A 22,657-nucleotide genomic window follows, 5' to 3' on the forward strand; every position below is an offset into this window, starting at 1 on the left:
ACTAGTTGTTGAGGATGAGGGTGGTGGCGACCAGTGCTCCGCTGGAATCCCTGGTGCCCGACACCGCCGCCCGAACACCGACCGTGACGGGGACACGGGCCGTCCCGGCACTGGATATGAAGTTGGTCGTCGCGACGATCTTGATCGTGGTCCGCCCCCGGGCGATGTCGTCGACGACGAAGGAATCCCCGGTCACCTCCAGCACCGGGCCGACCGCGAAAGCAATGGTGCCGTCCGGGGTGTCAGCCGTGGTCGGCAACGACTCCTCGGGGGTTTCGTCCGGGGTCGAGTAGTCCGGGGTCGAGTAGTCAGGCGTCGTCTGCTCGGCGACTGTGGCGGGTGACGAGGCGTCATTCGATGAATCGGAGTCGTCGCCGCTGACGAGGACGACGGTGAGCACCACGGCGACGATGGCCAGCACCGCGACCACCGCGCCGATGATGATCAGCGTGTTGTTGTTGCCGCCACCCTGACCGGGTGGTGTCGAATTATATTGCGGCGGAACATATCCGTGCGGAGAAGGATAGGGTGCCTGCTGGTGTCCGGGCTGCTGACCGTATCCGGGCTGCTGGTAACCGGACTGGCCGTTCTCGGGCGGAGCGGCACCGGGCGGCACATATGACCCCAGCGGCGGGTACTGCTGGCCCGGCTGCGGCTGGGGGTACAACTCGCCCGGCCCGCTGTAGTACGGCCCGGCCGTCGACGGCGACTCGGGCGGGGGCGTGCCGTAGGGGTTTGGGGAGCCGTACGGGTTCGGGGAGCCGTACGGGGACGGCGAGCGCCGCGCGGGGTCGCCGTTCGGGTCGTTCGGGTACGTCATGGGTGAGACGGTACGGATCGAGGCGGTCGCTGTCTCGGCGCCACCGGCCCCACCGTCATTTGCGGCCCGACGTCCATTTCAGCCCCCATCCGTAGGCCGCGTCGATGGCTGACTGGCTGCCCTGGATGTAGTTGACCTGTCGGGTAACCGTCAGCTCGCCGTTGACCACCTGCAGCAGCGCGATGGCGCAGGAGTAGGCCGAGTCGTCGGGGCTGTCGAGACGGACCTCCACCTCGCCTGCGTTCGGTGGGTGCATGGTGACCACAGCATCAGCGGCCGACCAGTTGGGGATGCCCTCGTAGATGTGGGCGAACACCAGGAGTCGCGTGAACTGGTCCAGGTGGGCGAGGTTGATGAGAAGGTTCTCCCCGCCCACCGCGGTCCCGGTGCGGTCGTCGCCGTCGAGGAACACATACGGCGGTGCGTCCAACGATCCGAACCTGTTCCCCAACGCCTGCACGATGCCCTTCGAACCGTCGGTCAGCTCGTAGAGACAGCCGATGTCGAGATCGACCGGCTTGGACGCCTTGCGGAACAGCCCGCCCGATTTTCCGCGCGCCCAGTTGAGGTTCACCCGCATGTGACCACTGGGCCGATTGGCCGACTTGGCTAGGGAGATGGTCGGATTCGTCTTGGTCAGGGTGATCTTCGACAGATTGATCGCTGGGGCGGCCGAGGGTGTCGGCGCTGTGGGGGTCGGGGCGGGCGGTGTCGGGGCGGGCGGTGTCGGGGCGGGCGGTGTCGGGGCGGGCGGTGTCGGGGCGGGCGGTGTCGGGGCGGGCGCCGACTGGTCCACGCTCACACCATGTTCGGTGACCAGGCGGTCCAGTCCGCCGTCCCAGCCCTCGGAGACGTTGCGCAGCTTCCACGCGCCGCCGCGACGGTAGATCTCCACCAGTACGGCAGAACGTTCACTGGTCAAACCGACGGCGGGTGCGCTCACCGAACCCACAACAACACCCAGGCCCGCGATGCCCGCGAGATTTCCGGGCACCGAGTCGTCGAGGGTCACAGCCAGCCGCAAAGTGGCCACATCGGCGGGAACCTGCCCCAGATCGACCGACACCTCGGCCGGACCTGTCAGCCGCACCGCACCCTCGGGTGACGTCGGATTGTTGAAGAACACCAGGTCGGCGTCGCTACGCACGCGCCCGGCCTCACTGACCTGGAACACCAGGAGATCAACCGAACCCGGCATCACGCCCGCGACCGAGGCCACCAGCGCCGACGCCTCGATCGGACAGTTCTGACCACGCGCCAGTGACTCCATCGCAATTCCTTCGGTCGACTCCCGCGCCGCGGACAACGCGCCGACACCCATACTAGGCGCCACGCCGCACGCCTGAGCGACGTCTGCACCCGGTCTGGGCCACACTCATCTGGTGATGTCCGACGATCCTCCACCACACCGGTCGCTGGCCCGCCGCATCGAAGACGAGGCGATGCCCACGTGGCGGTCCATCACCGCTGAGGAACCTCGGTGGGCCGCCTCGGTGGCGGTGGTCGCGGTGATCGGACTGCAGCTGGCGCTGCCCGCGCACCTGCATCTGGTGTCGCGGTACCTGTTGCCGACCATCGAAGCCGGGCTGCTGGTGACCCTCATCGTCGCCAATCCACTGCGCCAGGACCGTCATTCGCGATCGTTCCGAGCCCTGGGACTGACGCTCATCGCGGTCGCGAGCCTGGCCAACGCGTACTCGGCGGCCCAGCTGATCGCCGACATCGTCAACGCGCGCCACCAGTTGACCCCGGTGCAGCTGCTGGCCACCGGCGGCGCCGTCTACGTCACCAACATCATCATCTTCGGGCTCTGGTACTGGGAACTCGATCGTGGCGGGCCCGCAGCCCGCGCAGCCGGAGAGCACGCCCACCCCGACTTCCTGTTCCCCCAGATGACGACTCCCGACCTCGCCCCCGTGGACTGGGAACCCACCTTCACCGACTACCTCTACGTGTCCTTCACCAACGCAACCGCTTTCAGTCCGACTGACACCATGCCACTGAGCCGCTGGGCGAAGTTGACCATGATGGGGCAGTCGGCGGTGGCGCTGGTGACCCTGGCGATGGTGTTGGCCCGAGCTATCAACGTCCTCAACTGAGCTGCCGCGTGCAACACTGATCGCGCCATCTCACGTCTACCAGGAGCGTCCCATGAAGAAGATCGCCATCGGACTGCTGGCGGCCACCACCCTGGTGCTCGCCGGCTGTTCGGACTCCAAGGACTCCAACGACTCCAACCCCGGGGCGGCGGCGTCGAAAGCCGTCAACAGCCTGGCCGCACAGGCCAGTGCCGCAGCATCCGGTGTGGCCGACGGGGCCGCCAACACCCGCGACGCGGGGTTTGCTGCGGCGGTGTCGGCGAGTGGCCTCACGCTGGGCGACCAGAAGCAGACGGTCGCCGCAGCCGAGAAAGCATGCACGACGCTGGCCGATTCCACGTTGGCCGACGCCGTGGACGAGGTGAAGGACAAGTACGACGGCGACACCACCAAGGCCACCAACTTCATCCGCCTCGCCGTGCCGGTCTACTGCGCGGGCCAGCTCGGCAAGGTGATCGGCTGAGCCGACCGGTGCCCGTCGGCCCCGATCAGCGGCCCGCCGCCACGCCGGTCCGCACCGAGTCGTCGATGGTCGAGTGCGGTGCGCCCGGCCGGTACCCGGCCCCCCGATGACGGTCGGGCAGAAGATCACCTTCGCCGAAAAGCTTGTGCCGCAACGTCCCCGGCACATATTCGCGCTGATACGCCCCGCGACGCTCGAGCGCGGGGATCACGTGCTCGATCACGTCGAGAAATGAGCCGGGGGTGATCGCGTAGGCCAGGTTGAAGCCGTCCACGCCGGTCTCGTCCACCCACTCGGACAGCAGGGCGGCCACCGTCTCCCCCGACCCGACCAGCACCGGACCCATACCGCCGATACCACCGAAGGCTGCGATGTCACCGACGGTCCACTCGCCGCCGTCCTCGGTGGCCTGCTGGAAACTGGCCACCGCCGACTGGATGGCGTTGCTGTGCACGTTGCCGATCGGCTCGTCGAGGTCGTAGACCGACAGGTCGATGCCCATCCAGCCCGACATGAACGTCAACGAACCCTCCGCACTGGCATAGCTGCGGTATTCGGCGGCCTTCGCGGCGGCTGCTTCGTCGGTGGCGTCGGTGATGATGGTCAGCAGGGTATAGATGCGGGCGTCATCAGCGTGCCGCCCGGCCGCCACCAACTCCGCCCGGATGTTCGTGACGGTTTGCCGCAGAACATCTTTCGTGGGTGCGGCGACGAAGATGGCCTCGGCGTTCTGCGCGGCGAAACGCACCCCACGCGGCGAGGCGCCGGCCTGGTAGATGACCGGCGTGCCCTGCGGCGACGGCTCGGACAGGTGGATCCCGGGAACCGTGAAATGCGTTCCGCGGTGGCCGATGTGGTGCACCTTCGCCGGATCGGCGAACCCGGCGCCGGACTTGTCGCGGGTCACCGCGTCGCGTTCCCACGAGCCTTCCCACAACTTGTAGAGCACCTCCAGGTACTCGTCGGCATGGTCGTAGCGCGCATCGTGGGCCAGCTGATCGGCGTCGCCGAAATTGCGTGCGGCTGAGGGAAGGTAGCCGGTGACCACGTTCCACCCGATCCGGCCGCGGGTCAGATGATCAAGCGTCGACAGGCGCCGCGCGAACGGGTACGGGTGCTCGAAACCGGTTCCGGTGGTGATGCCGAAGCCGAGGTGTTCGGTGGCGTGCGCCATGGCCGAGACCAGCAGCAACGGATCGTTGACCGGGATCTGCGCGCCTTGGCGGATGGCCGCTTCGTCGGTGCCGCCGTAGACGTCGTAGGTGCCCAGCACATCGGCGATGAACAACCCGTCGAACCCGCCGGACTCCAGCAACGTCGCCAGGTTCACCCAGTAGTCGAGGGTGTTGTAGTCCCACGAACGGTCCTGCGGATGGCGCCACAGACCGGGCGACTGGTGGGCCACACAGTTCATGTCGAAGGCGTTGAAACGGATGGGGCGCGACATGGATTCCTCTCGGTGGGTCGACTTCCCATGCTGGCCGCGACCGGGGGATCCGCACCAGACTTGCACCCACCGTGGATCGAAGTCCCGCCGATCAGGTGTTGATCCCGTAGACCCGTATCGCGTTGTCGCGCAATATGTTCCGTACCAGATCCGCGCCCAGGGAACCGGTCACGTCCAGCACCGAGCCGACCAGCATCACCATGCTGGCGTTGGCCTTGTCGATGGGAAAATTCGAACCGAACACGATCCGATCGGGTCCGAACACCTCCACGCAACGTGCGATGAGCGGTCCCACCATGTCGGTCAACACCGACTGATCAGCGATGTTGCCGTCGGCCTGATCGCCGTAACCGAGCAGCGCGAACCCCAGACCCGAGATCTTCATGACGACGTTGGGGCAATCGGCCAGCGCCGCAACCTGATCACGCCAGCGTGCGCGGATCGAGGCGCGAGCCGCCGCGCTGCGCCCGGTGTGGCGACCTACCGGACCGAAGATCCCGACGGGGCAGGCCAGGTGGTCGACGACGATGGTCACCTCGGGGAACTCACGAGCCAACGCCACCACGTCCGGCGTCTGGTCGGCGTAGACGCACGCCTCGAAGATCAGACCCCGCTCGGCGAGGTGGCGGAAGCCACGCAGAAACGCCGGACTCTGATACAGCGAGTCCTCGTCACACCAATCGCGGACCTCCGGATCCGGGTGGCGCCCGGCGACGATGCGGATACCGCTGAACCGCCCGTGCACCACCGCGGCGATGTGCGCATCCAGCAGGGCCGCGAACACCTCGTCTCGGGGATCGGCGAAACCCACCAACCCAGCGATCGGCGTCCCGGGGAGCTCGTTCAACGAATCGATCCAGGCCGACTCGGTGGCTGCGTGCAACGGGGAATGGCCGGTCCAGGACGACGCCACATGGACTACCCCATCAACGGTGGCGCCGACGGCGTCGAGCAACCCTTCGGCGTCAGCGCGGTGATCGGGGGGCAGATACGGCCGCACCACATGCCGAGGTGTGACGATCACGTCGCGGTCGGCGCGAGATGCGCGTGCGGCGAACAGCAGATCGGCGATCACGTTCGGCGCCAAACGATAGGTGGTCGAGCCCGGCAGGCCCCCGTCGCGATCGAACGCACCGGAATCCCAGAAATGGGTGTGCGTGTCGATGATGCCGGGCACCGCTGCGCGCGGTGGCGGGCCGTGACCGGCGGGCGATGACATCATGTCACTGTACTTTTCGCATCGATCGCGTACACAAGGTATGGCGAGGACGTCGACGACCAGGAGGGGATCAGCAGCCGTGGCAGCCACCGCCGACGAGGGTCTGGGAGCCGTCGCCGAGGCGATCGCGCACGACCCCGACGGGTTCGTTGCCGACTTCTACACGCGGCTGTTCGCCACCCGACCCGATCTTCGCGAGCTGTTTCCCGCCACCATGGAGCATCAGCGGGCCGCACTGTTCGGTGTGCTGGACCACATCTTGGCGACTGTTCCCGACCTCGACGCCCACCCTGATCTGATCGCGCTGCTCACCCAGCTCGGACTCGACCACCGCAAGTTCGGTGTGGCGCCGCAGCACTACGAGGTGTTCCTCGACACGCTGCTTACCGAGATCGCCCGGCTGATGGGCGAACGCTGGAAGGGCTCCACCGCAGACGACACCACCCAGGCGATGATGCTGGCGACCGGGGTGATGCGGGGCGCGGCAATGACCGCTACCGGGCCGGCCACCTGGCACGCCCGGGTGGTGGAGAAGTACCGCATGTCAAGGGATCTCGCCGTGGTTCGACTCATCTCGCAGGCGCCGGGGGTGTACGTGGCCGGGCAGTATCTGGAGGTCCAGGTGCCGCAGTGGCCGCGCGTGTGGCGGTCACTGTCGCCATCCATCCCACCGAATCCGCAGGGCGAGTTGGAGTTCCACGTACGAGCCGTTCCCGGCGGCTCGGTCTCCACCTCCATCGTGTCCGAGACCGCCGCAGGTGACGTGTGGACGTTCGCCCAGAGCCACGGCACGTTGGCCATCGATCCCACGCTGCCCACCCTGTTCGTGGCCGGCGGCACCGGCTTGGCCCCGGTGCGGGCGCTGCTGACCGACATGGCCTATCGCGTCGACACCGCTCCCACCCACGTCTTCTACGGCACGCGCTACCCGGGTGAGCTCTACGACCGGTTCTCACTCGCCCGGCTGGCCGGCACCAACCCGTGGCTCACGGTCACCACGGTGTCGGAGGAAGAACACAACCCGTGGTGGCTCGAGGTCGGGTTCTCCCCGATACCAGGAGTGGACCACCACATCGGCCGGGTGGCCGATGTGGCTGTGGCCCAGCGGGATTGGAGCGATCACCAAGCCATCATCGCCGGCTCGCCGGAGATGATCGACTACACACGGCGCGCGCTGATCATCGCTGGGGTGCCCGCGAGCCGCATCCAGCACGATCCGGTCTGACCTACGGTTTGGGGCTCGTGGTCGTCGTCGACGTGGTGGTCGTCGTGGTCGTGGTGGTTGTGGTCGTCGTCGGTTTCGTAGTGGTCGTCGTCGGCGTGACCGTTCGGGTCTGGGTGAGCGTCGACGGCTTCTGCGTGACGGTCACCGTCGACGGTGCGGGCGGCGGTGGGGGCGGCGCCACCTGCTGGTCCTCGGTGGTGGTGGTGGTCGGAGTGCGCGTGCGGCTCGAGGTGGTGGTGGTCGGCTCGACAGTCGTCGTCGTGGTGGTGGCGCTCACCGACGCCCCGGTCGGATTGGGGTCGTCGCTGGATTCGTTGCCGCCGAGCAAGATGGCTGCAGCGACCACGCCCGCGAGGACCGCGGCACCCACCGCGGCACCGATGAGGATGAGCCAGCGGCTCTGACCTGCGGCTGCGGTACCGCGGGAACGCCCGTGCAGCGCCGCTCCGTGCGCGGCCGAGAAGGTCGGTTCGGGCGCAATCTGCACCGGCAGCTGCGTCTCGTACTCCAGCGACGGACCGACCCCGGGCACGTCGCCGCCGGGCCCGACGACGAACACGCCGCTGCGCCCGGCTTCGGTGCGCGGGAGCAGATCGAAAGCGGCGGCCACCGCGGCGGCGCCACCGATCTCGGTCACCGGTTGACGGACACCGCCCGACGGCAGCTGCACCGCCCCGACCACGGTGGCGGCCTCGGTGTCGACAGCCGCGATGGACAGTTCGTTGAACGGCACCGCATCGGAGGCGAGGTCGATGACCACCACCACCCCACGCTGATCCGACTGTGCCGCAGCGACATTAGCGAAAGCGAACGGGGTGTCGGTGACGATGGTCCGTTTGAACCAGGACGGCTGGCCCGACTCGCCGGAGGTGATGGTGTTGTGCAGGGCGACCTGCATGCGTCGCTGAGCGCAGGCGATGGTGACCGAGTCCACCTCGAAGGGCACCGACTCCACGAGCTGGCTGATCGCATCGAACACGGTGGCCTGGCTGTCGTCGTCGAGGTCGACGACGTTGCGGGCCAACACATTCCCGGTGGACACCTCCATGATCACCGACGCGATCTGAAGGTCGGTGACCGAAACGCCCATCACCTGGCTCATCGATCGGTACCGCACGTCATGTTGGCCACCTCGGGTCAGCGGAGTCCGGACCGGCGTCCGGATCGTTCACGACAATATCGGGACATCCACGCCGCAGGTTACATAACCCGCTGCGACCACCGATCAACGATCGTTAGACATCGCTGGTGGCTCTACAGTTGCCCCATGTCCGACCAGACGCCGCCGCGCCCGCCGCGCCCCGCGATCGCCGTCACGCCGATGCGTGAGCCGATATCTGACGAACGTCCGCGAATCGTGGATGTAGCCCTAGTGACCTGGGCGTTCACGCTGATCACCCTGCTGGTGACCGCCGCGTTGGTGGGCGTCAAGCACGCTGCGGTGCGCGCGGAGTTGATCCGGTCGCTGGCCGAGGACAATCGCTCCACCTCGGGTCAGGACATCCGCAACACCGTCGACATCTCGCTGGTCGCATCAGCCGGTGGCGCGGCGATCGTGCTGATCGTGGTCAGCTACGGCTGCTACCAGGTGCGCGATCGTGTGATGGCCGGGCGGGCCGTGTTGAGTGTGATGGGTGTGCTGACCGCGGCGGGTGCCATCGGCTTCGGCACCGTGATCGCTCCAGCCCGCGACGCGGTGAACGTCGCCGCCCTGGTCCTGCCCTACGTGGTGGCGGGGTTGGCCGTGGTGGCCACAGTTCTGCTGCACCTGGGCGCGGTGACCGCGTGGTTGCGCGCAGCGCCGATCCGCCGCTGACTCCTGCCCCTGAGCCGGAGTTCCCAACCCTGCGCTGCTGAAAACGTCCCCGTGGCCTCAGGTGGAGGGAAATATGCCCTCGGCCCCCCGCCCAGGGGACGTTTTCAGCAGCGGGGTCAGCGCAGAGGCCCTGAGATTGTTCTCCGTCCGTATCGCCGAGACCATTTGTCGGAAGAATCGGCATTTTCCTTTGTGCACGCCGCTCCGCGAAATCCACAATCGGTTGATCAAGTCCGAATCGAGCATTTTTCGACCGTGGTCGAGCCGGGTCATGATTTCACCGCACCGACACCCGGCGGGCTCAGTCATGGCATTTCTCCGCCTGGATCATCGATTCGGTCGATGTGACTCATACACACTCCCGACCTCCGCGCCTGTCACGAACAATGTTTCATCGCAACATGATTGAGCTCGAACGGCGGAGAGTACAACCTTCCGGGCGCGCCGCCGATCGGTCCCGCGACGGGGGCGGCCCCGGCAATCCCAACCATGACCGGGGCGGTTTTTCATAATTGCCGGTTTTGTCGGCCCTCGGGAACTTCCCGACAAACCAACATGCGGCCAGGAATCCTGCTACTTTCCGTTGGCCAGTCATCCACGGCCCAAATACCAATCTGAATTCAGGAGACACGATAGTGAATTCGTCAAGATCCGTCAGCCGCGTTGCCACCTCCTTGGTTCTGACGCTCGCAGCAGCGCTCGGCCTCGTGGTCTTCCACGCCGGCGACGCATCGGCGTTGACCAATCGGCGCGTATGCGTCTACGCGGACTACGCCACCCGCCACAACGGTCAGCGGTTCATGTGGAACAACAAGCCCGCAGACGCCTACCCGTACCGCACCTGGATCATCGTCAACTACAAGAAGGGCGGGGAGTGCCCTGGGATTGCTCCGTACAAGATCCATCTCAAAGATCCCTACGCGGGAACCCCCAATCAGGAGCAGGACTACATCAAGCCGACGGGGCTGTCCAAAGAGACCTGCGAGGGCATGCGAACGATCATGGGTCCCTACGCCTTCGACTGGGTCAATGACATCTGTGAGGCGATGTTCGAGGACACGCTCTACCGTGTCCGGTCGGGACTCGCCTTCAGCGGGGCGCCCACCCGCGATGTCGTCATCAACGACCTGGAGCAGACGATCTGGGACGTCCGCTGACGTCGGTGTAGCGGGGAAGCCGGCAGCGAGCGAGGTCACCCTGTCGAACTGGGCGACGGAACTGATCGGAACATCCTGCGGTACTGGCTAAGGGGCACCGCGCTCGGAAACGCCGATGCCCAGTCGACGCCGGTTTCCGCCCAACCGACGCCGATTTCCGCCCAGTCGACGCCGGTTTCCGCCCAACCGACGCGAGTTTCCGCCCAGCCGACGTCAGGGGTGGGGACGGTCGGCGAGGATGCCTTCGGCGCTGCGGGCGGCCGCGGTGCAGGCCAGCGCGGTGGTGCGGTCCAGCAGCGGATGCGCCGCCCATTCCCGCCACCCCTGCACGGCTTCGATGGCGGCCGAACGGATCTGGGCTGGTGTGGCGTCGGGGTCGAGACCCAGGCGCAGCGTGGGCTCGATGCCGAAGCCACCGATGATGCGGGTCATCTCGGCCAGCGACTCCTCGGGCAGACGCAGCGCGCCCGAACGCAGCCGGCCCAGCAACCGCAGCTCGGTGAACCCGTGCACATCGGCAAGCATGCGGTCCACCTCGGTGGCGATCACCCCGGCCGCACCGGATCGGCCTGCGCCACCGATGATCCGCAACAACGAGAGCAACGCGGTGTGGGTCTTGAGTTGATCGGCGCGCTGGCCGAACTGCACGTCGATCACCTCGCGCAACTCGCTGAGTCCACTGCGTTGGACGAGTTCGGCAGCCAGCGAGGGTGAATCGGAGACGCCGAGCCGAATCAAGGTGACCGCCAATCGGATTCCGAACATCCCGAACCGGTCCAACAACACCGCACGCAGCGCCGCATCGACCGGCAGCCCGGTGGTCGGCGCGGCGAACCGGTCGGCCGAGAGCATCGCCGTGGTCAACTCATCGGGGTGCACCCCAGCCAACTCCACCAGCGCCCGGTACTCCACCTCACGCAGCGTGCGCGCACCCAACGCCACTAACCCGGCCACCGGCACCACGGCCTGGCACAACCCGGTGCGTTCTAGTTCACCGGCAAAGCGCGCCGCCACCTCACCGGCCGACATCATAGCGTCCATCCGCCCCGCCCCGATCTCATCGGCGCGCGAGACCACCCCCACCACGCCGAGCGGACCGGACTCCCGCCCGATCGCCTCCCCGATCCGGGCCAGAAAGGCGGTATCGGTGTTGGTGAGCGAACGCAGCAGGTAGACAACGGCATCGGCGCCCGACTCGCCGTCTTGCGGGGTCAACATGTCAACGGTCAACGCCGACACGTCCGTCGACAGCGACGCCGTGCCAGGGGTGTCGATGATGGTGAACGAGCGCAGGGTACGCGCCGGCCAGGTGACATCGAGTCGATCGACCCGATCCGCGGTGAGGCCACCGAAGTCGAACGTGAGCCGACCGTTGGGACGCAGCACCGGGATGTCGGTGGTGCGGTCACCGTCGTAGACGGCGGTGACGCGGGCGGTGGCCCCTCGCCGATACCAGGTGACCACCCGCGTGCACTCGGTGGCGTCGGTGGGTGCGATGTCTTGACCCACAAGCGCATTGAGCAGTGTCGACTTGCCCGCCTTCAGCGATCCGGCCAGTGCCACCCGCAGCGGCTCGTCGAGGCGGTCGAGGCAGTCACTGAGCTGGCGATGGGTCGCGGCGTCACCGCGGAACACCTCCTGCGCCTCGCGGATCAGGCCCCGAGCTCGCTCGACGCTGTTCATGCCGGATCAAGCTGTTGGGCAACAGTTCTCAACGACGCCACCGAACGCAGCTGCTGCTCCAACTCGGCGATGCGAGTGGTGCGCTGCGACCCGGCCACCGCAGCCGCCTCCTGCGCGGCCCGCAGCGACTCGCCCACCGACAGCGCGGTCTGCTCGGCCACCCCGGCGAAGTGATCACGCAGCGTGCGCTGGATGAACCGCAGCCGGTCACGCGACTCCTTGCCAACCTGAAAACTCACGTCGTCGGTGAACTTGGCGATCGCCATCTTCGCCTTGGCGCGACGCTGCTCCACCCGGGCGGCGGTCTCTTCGCGATAGGCTTTGGTGCCCAACAACAATCCGGCACCCACCGAGATCGGGTTGATCAGGGCCATCCCGGCGAACGTGGTGATCAGCCCGAACATGAGCACGCCACCGTAGGAGCCGCGCATCCCGATCAACGCCTTCTGTCCCAGCCCCAGCCGACCTGACTCCAGGTCGGACAGCTCGGTGACCGGGTCGAAGACCCCGTCGATGTCGGCGATGTCGACCTCGGGCAACGAGATCTCGGCGTGATCGGCGAAATGATCGGCCACCCGCTGGGCCAACCACTCCGATTGCTGGTGGGCCCACACGAAGTTGTCGCCCACCACCACCGCGATCTGCTCGGCCAACCAGTCCGACAGTTGCGGCCAGTCCTTACCGGGATCGCCGTCGTCAACGGCCTTCTCGGCCTCGCGGGTGACCGCGCGCAACCGGTCACGCAGGTCGTGGTCGATGTCGTTGGCCAGATCGGTGATGCCGTCGTTGAGGGTCTGCTGCCACAACGCACTCTGCTTCTGCAGGGCGCTGGCTGCGGTCTGCGCCTGCTGTAATCCGCCGACCGCAGCCGCAGCGGTATCTGGATCACGCAGTGCAGCAAGCTCACTGCCGAGTGTGAGCGCGAGATGTTCAGACACCGACCGCAGATCGACCGCGACTGCAGCGCGCGTGGCCACATCGGCCCGCGCCACCACCCGCTCGCGTAGATGGTCGTACAGGGCGACGAAACCCGACTCCTCGTTGAGGGCGGCGTCGTCGAGACGTAAAGCGTGCGAACGTAACAGCGAGGAGATGGGTAGCAACTCCACGTCGATGCCTGCGCGCTGCAGGTGCGCCCGATCGGCCTGCACCACCGACCGCCAGTGCGGGTACAGGTCGATCTTGGTGATCAGACAGGCCACCGTGGGGCACAGGGTGGTCACCTGCCGGAGGAAACCCAGCTCGGGTTCGGTGAACTCCTGGCTGGCATCGGACACCACAAACACCGCATCCGCGGACGGGATGAGCCCCAGAGTGCTTGCCGCATGCGGGTTCCCGTGACCCCCGACGCCGGGGGTGTCGACGACGACGAGGCCGTCGGCGAGCAGCGCGTTGGGCACCCCGATCTCCATCCGCACGATGTCGCGACCACCGGCCAACGGACTCGCCGGGGTGATGTCGTGGATCTGCTCGATGGGCACCGAGACCCGAGTGGGCTGCCCGCCGGGCTGATCGAGCACCAGATGCGCAGCGGCCTCCTGGGCATGAGCCACCAGGGTGGGCACCGCGGTGGTCTCGTCGTCGCCGACCGAACACACCTCGAGGTTGAGCAGCGAGTTCACGAACTGGCTCTTGCCCTGCTTGAGCTGACCGACCACCACGATCCGCAGCCGCGGATCGGTGACGCGGGTGCGTGCCCCGTCGAGACGGTCGGCCAGATCGGGGCGGTGTACGCCCGAGGCGATCTGGCTCATCTGCGCCAGCAGGTCGGCCAGCTGATCCGACGGCGTGGCGGGCCTGCCGGGGACGTGATCGGGGTGAGTCGGGGTGGGCTGCATGGGGTGTCGGCGACCTCGCGTGTCGGTGTGTGTCGAGACGACTCTCGGTGGGGCAAACGTGTCCGGTGTGAACCCCGCGAACCGCATCGGCCCCGTACGCCATCGATCAGCGTACGGGGCCGACGCTGTCAGATCTGGCACGCCTCGGCAGTTCGGGGCAACCGAGTGGTCCAGCTGACAAGCCTTGCGGTTCACACCACCGGGTCAGGGCACCAGGCCGTGCCCGGTGTCGGTGGTGTGGTGGGTGGTCACGCCGGCATCGGTGTGACCCGGCGCCGAGGCGTCAGGCCCGGTCAACCCACCGGTCAGACCGCTGGTCAGCCCGCCGGTGAGACCACCGAGCGCAGAGTGCGCATCGGCGCCGAAGGTGCTGTTGGCGTCGAGCCCCGACCACCCGGTGTGGGGGGTCGGCTGCCCGGTGTCGGCGGTCGGGGTGGATGCGGTCGGGGTGGATGCCGCCGGGGTGGATGCCGCCGGGGTGGATGCCGCCGGGACGGCAACACCGCCGGGCAGGGCCGCGTCGATGCCCGACCCCAGACCCAGACCGGTCTGCACCACGCTGTCGACCTGCCCCGATCCGACCTGTCCCGATCCGATCAGGGGGCCCGACCCGGTGGCACCAGCGGCGAGGGGAGCGCCGATGGTGCCACCGAGGGCGGTACCGGAGGTCAGCGTGGGGTCCAACGCTCCGGCGGCAGGGGCAGAGATCGAGGGGGAGAGTCCCAGCCCGGTGGTCAGTCCGGCACCCAGCGACGACGCTGTGGCACCCGAGAGCGGAGCAGCGAGCGTGGCCGCGGCCCCGGTGGTGGCAGCCGTGGTGACGGCGGGCGCGGCCAGCGCCCCGGTGAGGGCGGTGCCCAACGATCCGGCCAGTCCGCTGTCGAGGTTCAGCGCAGTGCCCAGCCCGCCGCCGAGTGCGGTGCCGAGATCGGCGCCACCGGCCAGCGAACCGACAAGCGAGGAGCCCAGACCACCCTGCGCAGCCGACCCGAGGACGGTGCCCAGCGAGGCACCCACCCCGGCCGCCGCGGTGCCACCGGCACCCAGCGCGCTCGACAGTGCGGTCTGCAGGCCGGCGCCGGCCGATGCACCCGCCGACCCGGCCAGCGCGGAGTCCAGGGAAGCGGCCAGCTGACCGACCCCGGCGGCGTTGAGGGCGGCCGGATCATCGGCGGTCAGACCCAACCCGGTGGCCAGCGACGTGGCCAGCGAGGTGCCGATGGACACGTTCGGGTCGATCACCGCAGAGGCACCCAACGCTGACCCGAGTGCGGCACCGAGGCCCGCGCCGACGGATCCGCCGGCTCCCAGCGCTGCGCCAAGGGTGCTCGACAGGCCCGCGGTCAGCGAGCCGTCCAGCGCCGATCCCAGCCCTGCACCCGCTGAGCCACCGAGGGCGGTGCCCAACACACCGGTGAGCGAAGTACCCAGCGACACAGCCGGATCGAGTCCCACAGCGCCACCGAGGGCGGTGGACAGCGCAGTCTGCAGACCGGTGCCGCCGGCCACCAGACCGGCGACCTGGGCGCCCAGGCTGCCGTCCAGCGCGGTGCCCAGCACGGTGCCCAGCGAGGCGCCGAGACCGGCCCCCACGGTGCCGCCCGCACCGAGCGCCGTCGACAGCGCGGTGGACAGGTCGGTGGTGCCGGCCACCACAGAGCCCAGGGTGGCCCCGGCGACACCGCCGCCGGCCAGCACCGCATCCAGCGATGCGCCCAGCGCGGTGACGCCGATCCCGTTGACGCCGATTCCGTTGACGCCCAAAGCGGTTGCGAGCTGGGTGGCCAGCCCACCGCCCAGGCTCAGCGCCGGATCCAGGGCAACCGAACCGCCCAGACCGGCCGCCCCGGTGAGCAGGGTGCCCAAGGTGGCACCCAGCTGCGCGCCCAGGGCGCCGCCGGCGCCCAGGGTGCTACCCAGCGCACCGGACAGCCCGCCGGCCAGACCACCCGAGAGCGCAGTGGTCAGGGTGGTCACAGACAGGCCACCGGCCTGCAGTGCCGCCGCCAGCGACGACCCGAGATCAGCGGCCCCGGAGAGCCCCAGCGACCCGCCCAGCACGGTCGACAACGCAGTGTTCAGCCCGACCCCGCCGGCGAGCAGTCCGTTGAGTTGTGTGCCCAGTGCCCCGGTCAGTCCGGTACCCAGTGCCGCACCCAGGGTTGCTCCGAGGGTGGCGGCCAGCGGGCCACCGGCGCTCAGCGCACCCGACAGCAGCCCTCCGAGGTCGGCGTTGCCCGCCAGCAGCGTCGACACGTCGGCGCCGAGCAGCGTGTTCAGTGCCGCGCCGAGCGGTCCGACCGCGAGCGTGCTGCCCAGACCCAACGCCGGATCGACCGACAGCGCCCCGCCGAGGGCCGCACCGAGGCTGCCCGCGACCGTGCCGCCGGCACCGAGCGCGGCGCCCAGCGCGGTGGACAGCTGCGCCGACAGGCCGGTCCCCAGCAGCGCCGAGAGGTTGGCACCGGCCACGCCACCGGCGCCGAGAGCCGCCGACAGTGCACCGCCGAGGGACCCGACACCACCGAGTCCGAGAGCACCCCCGAGTCCGAGCGCCCCGCCCAGGACCGTCGACAGGGCCGAGCCCAGTCCGACACCCCCGGCGAGCAGACCGGACAGCTGCGCACCCAGCACCCCACCGGCGCCGACCGTGGTGCCCAGCGCCCCGCCGAGTACGCCACCGAGGGCGACACCGAGGTTGGCCGCGATCGGGCCACCGGCGGCCAGTGCACCGTTGAGGGTGGTGCCCAGCGCCAGTCCGAGGTTGCCGCCGCCGGCCAGCACGGCAGCGAGGTCAAGGCCACCGCCTGCGGTGAGTGCGGCATCGAGCGCGGCGCCCAGGGCTGCGGTCACACCGCCACCCAGACCCAGCGCACCGGTCAGCGCACCGGCCAGGCCCGCGCCCAAGCCGGCGGCAGCCGAGAGATCAAGCAGGCCGGTCACATCGGTGACCGCACCCAGTGTCGCGCCCAGCGCGGTACCGAGGTCGGCGCCCAGCACGCCACCAGCCCCCAGCGTGGTGCCCAGGGCACCGGCCAGTGTGGTGCTCAGAGTGCCGCTCAGTCCGGCCAGCACGGTCGGGTTCAGCACCCCGGCCACCGCGCCGCCCAGTCCACCGGTCACACCCAGCGCACCGGTCAACGCCGACCCGAGCTGTCCGACGACACCAGCACCCAGACCCAGTCCAAGCGCACCACCGAGCACACTCGACAGCGCGGTACCCACACCCAGACCGCCGGACAGGGCCGCAGCCAGATCACCGGCCAACGCGCCCGATGCACCGACCGTCGCGCCCAGCGCAGCGCCCAGGGCGGCACCGACGTTGCCCGACAGGGCACCACCGGCACTCAGCGCCGTCGACAGGGCACCACCGATGCCGACGGCCGAGGTGACCGTCCCGACAAGTGCTGGGGTAGCGGCGAGTGCGGCGTTGATGGTTCCCGCCAGCTGCGCGCCCAGACCTGCGCTCAACCCCAGCCCACCGGTGAACAACGATGCGATGGCCGCACCCACGTTGAGGGCACCACCGAGACCCAGGGCCCCGGCGATCGCACTGTTGAGTGCGGCGGCCGCGTTGACCGCAGCCCCCAGGGATGCACCGAGTGCAGCCGCAACGCTGCCGCCGACGTTGAGCGCGCCGGCCAGCGAGGCCGCCAACACCGCCGAGAGCTGCGCGCCCAATGCCAGATCACCCAGCGCGACGGCGCCGGGGGCGAGAGCGCCCACGTTGAGGCCACCCAGACCGAGGTTGACCAGGTTGCTGAGGTTCACCGCGGGAAAACCGATCGCGCCGAGATCGATGCCGCCGAGGTTGATGTTGCCCAGCGACAGGTTGCCGAAGTTGATGCCGCCCAGGTTGATGTTGCCCAGGGCGATCGGGCCCAGACCGCCGAACGCCAGACCGCCCAGGGCGATGTTGACCCCGCCGGCTGACACCCCGCCGACGTTGACGCCCACACCACCGGCGGCCACGCCACCGACGTTGACGCCCACACCGCCGAGTGCACCGCCACCGACTCCGACGACAGTCGCCGCCGGGGTGGGGTTGCCCAGCAACGACACCAACTTCGACGACGCCGGGAACAGTCCCGACTCGGCGACCATCGGTGCCGCGGCGGCGATGTCGGCGCCACACAGGTTCGACAGGCCGGCCGCGTCGAGGGCCGCCTGCGGGTCGCGTAGGTAGGCGGCAGCAGCTTTGTCATCGCGCAGCAACCGGAGGATGAAGTCGAGGATCGCATTCGTGGTGGGCATCGGAACTCCTTAGGGACCGTGGGGCAGGTCGTGCAGACCGCGAGCGACCGGGGGAGCAGCCGAACGGATCCGTTGGCACAAACGCTAGGTTTCGCCGCGCCCCGGGCCAACGGGGTCGATCCCCCTCCCATCCCCCTGCCCGCTCCCCCACCGCCGAACGCGCCCCGTTAGGGGGTTAGGGGATCTGCCCTCTGCTCGCCGAGCGCACGTAACGCGCGATGTCGGAAATACGACATGGCGAAGGAACATGTACGCACGCATGCAGGGGGTATGCGTTGACACCGCAGGCGGGGGGCCGCGCTGTCGCTCACCACTACGTAGGAGTCGACGACCATGGCCGCTGGACTCGGGCTCAAGATCGGTGCTGCCACCTCGGTGGCGGTGTCGAGCACGCCGTCGCACACGTTCGACGCCGTGGTGCGCGACACCGCTGACGTCGTCGCCGCACAGCTGGCCACGCGCAGCGGCTCGGCCACCTCGGCCTCGACCTCTCTGGTCGGCTTCACCCAGCGCGTCGGTGACCCGGTGGGTCTCATCGACGCAGGAGGTCATTCACACCAGGCCGCCGAGGTGTACGCCCGTGCGCTGACGATGCTGGAGACCGAACTCGGCGGTGACGCTGTGGTGGTAGCCGTTCCCAACACCTGGCAGCCCTACGCCATCGATGCCCTGCGGGCCGCGGCGAACAAGGCCGGTCTCGTCGACATCACCATCGTGCCCGAGGCGATCGCGACCATCGCTGCGGCCTACGCCACCCGCGACGACCTGATCGCCGCCACCGACTCCCCGGCGGCCGGCCGCGACGACATCGTGGTCGTCTACGACCTCGGCGCCACCGCTGTGGACATCTCGGTGGTGGCCACCGGCGCCGAGTCGGCGATCATCGGTCGCCCGCTGCACGTCGAGGACATCAGCGGCGCCGGATTCGATCAGCAGATCCTGGCCCACGTGCTGGAATCAGTCGGCGCGGTCGATGTCATCGACCCGTTCGACCCGACCACGGTCAGCGCGTTGTCGCAGGTACGTGCCCGCTGCGCGAGCGCAAAGGAGAACCTCTCGACCGACACCGAGACCACCGTCGTGGTGTCGCTGCCGGGCCTGCGCACCGAGACCCGGCTGGTACGAGCCGAACTCGAGGACCTGCTGCGTGAGCAGGTGACGGCGTCGGTGGCCATGGTCAGTGAAGCTGTTGCCGCAGCGGGTCATTCGATGCAGGATGTGACCGCGGTGGTGGCCGCAGGCGGCGGCGCCTCGGTGCCGTTGGTCAGCGAACTGCTCTCGGCCACGCTGCGGGTACCGGTGATCGTCGACGCCGACCCGGTGACCACCTCGGCGTTCGGCGCAGCCCTGTTGGCCGACGAGATCGCCGGCGCTGCAGCCGCTGTGGATACGATCCCGGTCACCGGTGTGGAGGGTACCCAGCGACCCAGCACCAGCCGAGCCATCGCACCGGCCCCCCGGTCGACACTTGCCACGGCCACGCCCGCGATGGGAAAGGCAAAGCGGCTCACACTCATCGGCGGTATCGCTGCGGGCCTGGCGGTGCTCACCGCCGGTGGCCTGTCGGTGGGGACGGCCTTGACCGAGAAGTCCGGTCCCACCACCACCACCGAGCCGGCCGCAGAACCCACCGCGTCCACCCCGTCGACGGCCCCGCGCACCACCGCGGCACCGGCGAGCACCGCAGCCGGGCAGGGCGCCGCGGCGAGCACGAGCGCACCGGTGGCCACCCCCGCCCCTGCGCCCGCCGCCGCCTCCCCCCGACCCGGCGCCGCCTCGGTGCCCACGTCGGTCCGCAACACCATCCCGCCCAGGTCGTCGGGCACCTCACCGGGATCCGGTGACAACGGCAACTCGGGCGGAACCGATTCTGGTGGAGGCGATTCCGGCGGTAACGTCCCCACAGTTCCGGACGCACCTGCCGTGCCCACCCTGCCGCGACCCACCTTGCCGGCGCTGCCCGGGTTGGCCGAGATCCCAGGACAGATCGGTCAGGGCATCAGCGGGCTGCTCACCGGGACCGGAACGGGTACCGGGACCGGGAACTGACGCATCCGATGACCGTGCCCACCGAACGCGAGACGATCATCACCTCACCACCCAGCCGACGCAGCGCACTCGCCGGGATGCCTGATGCGCAGGCTCTGGTGGTCGAGTTGGCCGCCGCCGCAGGCCATCCGAGCGCAGTGGCTGTCGTCGGCGTGGGCGGCAGTGGCAAATCCATCGTGCTGCAGGCCATCGCGCGGGCGCTGGACGACGACGTCATGCTGGTCGACGACGCCCACCGGCTCGACGACGAGACCTTACGTGCCACCACCACAGCGGTGACGCGCGGCGAGGTGACCGTCGCGGTGGCCTGCGAGCCGCGCGATCATCACCCCGCCCTCGACCATCTACTCGCAGCCGTCCGGGGCCGGGGTCGGGTGCTGATGGTCGCACCCCTGACCACCAGCGGCGTGGTGGCTCGTTCGGGACATCAGATCCTGGCCGCATCGGCCGCCGCCGTCGTCACCGACGTGGCGGGCAACCGCGAGGTGATCGACGCGGTGATCGCCGCGGTGGGTGAGCGTGCCGATGACGCAACCGATCTCGATGACCTGGTGCGTCGCACCATCAACGGCACCCTGCACCGCCGCATTCGGCGGCTGGATCCGACCGTGCTGGTGGCCTTGGTGATCGCCGGCACCGGCGCCGGACTGGACATCGACACCGTGGCCCAGACCGCAGCAATCGACACCGACGCCGCCCGACATGCGATCGACGAGGCCCGCGGCAGCGGAGTCCTCGACGCCGCCGACGCGCTGGTCCCCGCGGCCGCATCCGTACTCGATGCGGTGCTGGGGTCAGCTCGGCGCGCCGAGCTGGACCGGATGCTGATCTCGGTGCAACGCGCCCACCGCACCCTGACCGCCGACCGCGCGTTGGCCGCGGCCGAGGCGGGCATGGTCGACGGCGAGCTGGCGCAGGCGCTGACCGAGTTTGCCGCGGCCGCCCGCGGGCACCGCGCGGTGCTGCTGTGGCAGGCTGCTCGAGCCGCCGGTGCCACCGACGTAGATCGCGCGTTGGCGAGCGCGGCCCTGGCCGCCGACGAGTTGGAGATCGCCGAACAGGTGGCCGACGAGGCGATGCAGGCGGGTACTCCCGAGCGGGAGGCCATCGGGGTCCACATCGCCGCTGCGGTGGCGATGCGGCGCGGGAACTGTTCGCGGGCAGTGCAATTGTTCCGCTGGCTGGGTGTGGATCGGATCGGTGCCGACGCCGCCCGTGCCGTGGTGGCCGCCATCGCCACCGGCGATCGGCACGCCGCCACCGAGTTCTTGGCCGCCACCGGATCGGCCCCACCGACTGCGGAAAACGCTGCCGCCGAGCTGATCGCACGGGGCCTGCTGGACTCGGTGGATGCCGCAGCCGGGCCGGCCCTGGGCGCGGTGCTGCGCGCGGTGTCGATGCGCGGCGGGTCACCGATGGACCCGGAGGGGGCGCGCGGGGTCGCGGTGGCGATGTGTCTGCACGGTGGGGACCTCGACGGAGCGCGCGCAGTCCTCGACCGCTCCGGCGGTGACGGCGAAACATCAGCTGTCCAGAATGAGCTGATGCGCGCCTGGGTGGCAATGGCGGCAGGTGACCTCACCGAGGCCGCCGCACGCGCAGGCTCGGTGACGGCCACCGTGCAACGCGACGCACTGGTGGCGCACGCATTGACTGTCGGGATCGCCCGGCGCCGTGGGGATTCCGGCGCATTGGCGCAGGCGTGGCGGGACGCGGCCCCGGTGGTCGCCGAGGCGCAGGCGGATCTGTTCACGCTGCTCGCGTTGGGTGAGTTGTGGTTGGCGGCCATCCGCTGCGACGACGTCGGTCGGATGAGCCACCTGGTGGCCGATGCCGGTGCGTTGCTGGCCGCCCTCGGTGATCCGCCGTCGTGGGCGGCGGCCTGGCATTGGTACGGCGTGCAGGCGGCGTTGCTGGCCGACCGACCCGACGACCTGGTCCCCCACGCTCGCGCGCTGGGTGCGGCGGCGGGGGCAAGCTCATATGCGGCGACTCTGGCCCAGGCCGGGCGGGTGTGGCTGCGGGTACGGCAGGGTGTGGACGCCGACCCACCGGTGAGCGGCGCCGAGATCGATTCCGCTGCGCGCAGTCTCGAACGCGTGGGTCTGGCGTTCGACGGTGCCCGGCTGGCCGCCGAGGGCGCTCTGCGCGTCGACGACACTGCTGACGCCACCAGCCTGTTACAGACGGCGCGCTCGATCGGGTCGGCCCCGAGCTCCGCCGCGAGCGCCACCGGCCTGAACCTTTCCGAACGCGAGTCCGAGGTTGCGCAACAGCTGGTCTTGGGCCTCACCTACCGCGAGATCGGTGCGGTGCTCTACATCTCGGCCAAAACCGTCGAGCACCATGTTGCCCGCATCCGACGCCGCCTCGACGCCCGGTCCCGCTCGGAACTTCTGTCCATCCTGCGCGCCGCCGGCTACGGAGACCCCGACCGCACCCCCTGACCGGAGGTGTACCCCGGCTTAGGCTCTGCCCCGTGGTTTATGACGTCGATGGGCGGGCTGCTGCGTGTGCCCCGGCTCAGGCGTGCCCCGTGTGCCTACTACGTCGAGTGGGCGGAAACCGTCGTCGAGTGGGCGGCAAA

The 22,657-nt window shown here is 69.3% G+C and carries 15 protein-coding genes; 7 read left to right on the forward strand and 8 right to left on the reverse strand.

What is annotated here, in order from left to right; genetic code table 11:
- Nucleotide 1: 1 nt before the first annotated feature.
- Entirely contained in the window at nt 2-820 is an 819-nt protein-coding gene (locus tag KIK15_RS05545; protein WP_214243079.1) for a hypothetical protein, read from the reverse strand.
- 55 nt (nt 821-875) lie between these two features.
- On the reverse strand, nt 876-2,090 hold the full coding sequence (locus KIK15_RS05550; protein WP_214243080.1) for a TerD family protein: 1,215 nt from the start codon (nt 2,088-2,090) through the stop codon (nt 876-878).
- Between the two features lie 115 nt (nt 2,091-2,205).
- Here KIK15_RS05550 and KIK15_RS05555 point away from each other — a divergent pair, with 115 nt between their 5' ends.
- Nucleotides 2,206-2,919: a DUF1345 domain-containing protein gene (locus tag KIK15_RS05555; protein WP_250323934.1), complete on the forward strand. Its 714-nt coding sequence runs from the start codon at nt 2,206-2,208 to the stop codon at nt 2,917-2,919.
- Between the two features lie 52 nt (nt 2,920-2,971).
- Complete coding sequence (locus KIK15_RS05560; protein ID WP_214243081.1) at nt 2,972-3,382, forward strand: DUF732 domain-containing protein; 411 nt, start codon at nt 2,972-2,974, stop codon at nt 3,380-3,382.
- 25 nt (nt 3,383-3,407) lie between these two features.
- On the opposite strand, the gene KIK15_RS05565 is transcribed toward KIK15_RS05560, so the two are convergent.
- Both KIK15_RS05565 and KIK15_RS05570 read right to left on the reverse strand, forming a co-directional pair.
- On the reverse strand, nt 3,408-4,829 hold the full coding sequence (locus tag KIK15_RS05565; protein ID WP_214243082.1) for an LLM class flavin-dependent oxidoreductase: 1,422 nt from the start codon (nt 4,827-4,829) through the stop codon (nt 3,408-3,410).
- Nucleotides 4,830-4,920: 91 nt separating this feature from the next.
- Nucleotides 4,921-6,048, reverse strand: coding sequence for an amidohydrolase (locus KIK15_RS05570; protein ID WP_214243083.1), 1,128 nt, complete (start codon nt 6,046-6,048; stop codon nt 4,921-4,923).
- 79 nt (nt 6,049-6,127) lie between these two features.
- On the opposite strand from KIK15_RS05570, the gene KIK15_RS05575 reads away from it, so the two are divergent.
- Nucleotides 6,128-7,273 carry an FAD-binding oxidoreductase gene (locus KIK15_RS05575; RefSeq protein ID WP_307851744.1) on the forward strand — a complete coding sequence of 382 codons (1,146 nt, stop codon included), beginning with the start codon at nt 6,128-6,130 and terminating at the stop codon, nt 7,271-7,273.
- 1 nt (nt 7,274) lies between these two features.
- On the opposite strand, the gene KIK15_RS05580 is transcribed toward KIK15_RS05575, so the two are convergent.
- Entirely contained in the window at nt 7,275-8,363 is a 1,089-nt protein-coding gene (locus KIK15_RS05580; protein ID WP_214243085.1) for a hypothetical protein, read from the reverse strand.
- Between the two features lie 177 nt (nt 8,364-8,540).
- Between KIK15_RS05580 and KIK15_RS05585 the strand changes: the two genes are divergently transcribed.
- Both KIK15_RS05585 and KIK15_RS05590 read left to right on the forward strand, forming a co-directional pair.
- Complete coding sequence (locus KIK15_RS05585; RefSeq protein WP_214243086.1) at nt 8,541-9,089, forward strand: hypothetical protein; 549 nt, start codon at nt 8,541-8,543, stop codon at nt 9,087-9,089.
- A gap of 635 nt (nt 9,090-9,724) precedes the next feature.
- Nucleotides 9,725-10,246, forward strand: coding sequence for a hypothetical protein (locus KIK15_RS05590; RefSeq protein WP_214243087.1), 522 nt, complete (start codon nt 9,725-9,727; stop codon nt 10,244-10,246).
- A gap of 213 nt (nt 10,247-10,459) precedes the next feature.
- Here the strand turns inward: KIK15_RS05590 and KIK15_RS05595 are convergent, their stop codons facing one another.
- The 3 genes from KIK15_RS05595 to KIK15_RS05605 form a co-directional block, all read right to left on the reverse strand.
- On the reverse strand, nt 10,460-11,929 hold the full coding sequence (locus KIK15_RS05595) for a dynamin family protein (RefSeq protein ID WP_214243088.1): 1,470 nt from the start codon (nt 11,927-11,929) through the stop codon (nt 10,460-10,462).
- Entirely contained in the window at nt 11,926-13,767 is a 1,842-nt protein-coding gene (locus KIK15_RS05600; RefSeq protein WP_214243089.1) for a dynamin family protein, read from the reverse strand. Before KIK15_RS05600 ends, KIK15_RS05595 begins: the two co-directional genes overlap by 4 nt.
- Nucleotides 13,768-13,971: 204 nt before the next feature.
- A complete protein-coding gene (locus tag KIK15_RS05605) occupies nt 13,972-18,021 on the reverse strand; it encodes an S-layer family protein (RefSeq protein WP_214243090.1) in 4,050 nt (1,349 codons plus the stop codon).
- A gap of 333 nt (nt 18,022-18,354) precedes the next feature.
- Here KIK15_RS05605 and KIK15_RS05610 point away from each other — a divergent pair, with 333 nt between their 5' ends.
- A complete protein-coding gene (locus KIK15_RS05610; protein WP_214243091.1) occupies nt 18,355-20,070 on the forward strand; it encodes an Hsp70 family protein in 1,716 nt (571 codons plus the stop codon).
- Nucleotides 20,071-20,078: 8 nt separating this feature from the next.
- A complete protein-coding gene (locus KIK15_RS05615) occupies nt 20,079-22,517 on the forward strand; it encodes a LuxR C-terminal-related transcriptional regulator (protein WP_214243092.1) in 2,439 nt (812 codons plus the stop codon).
- Nucleotides 22,518-22,657: the final 140 nt, after the last annotated feature.

This window comes from Williamsia sp. CHRR-6, assembly GCF_018474015.1.
Classification (GTDB): domain Bacteria; phylum Actinomycetota; class Actinomycetes; order Mycobacteriales; family Mycobacteriaceae; genus Williamsia_A.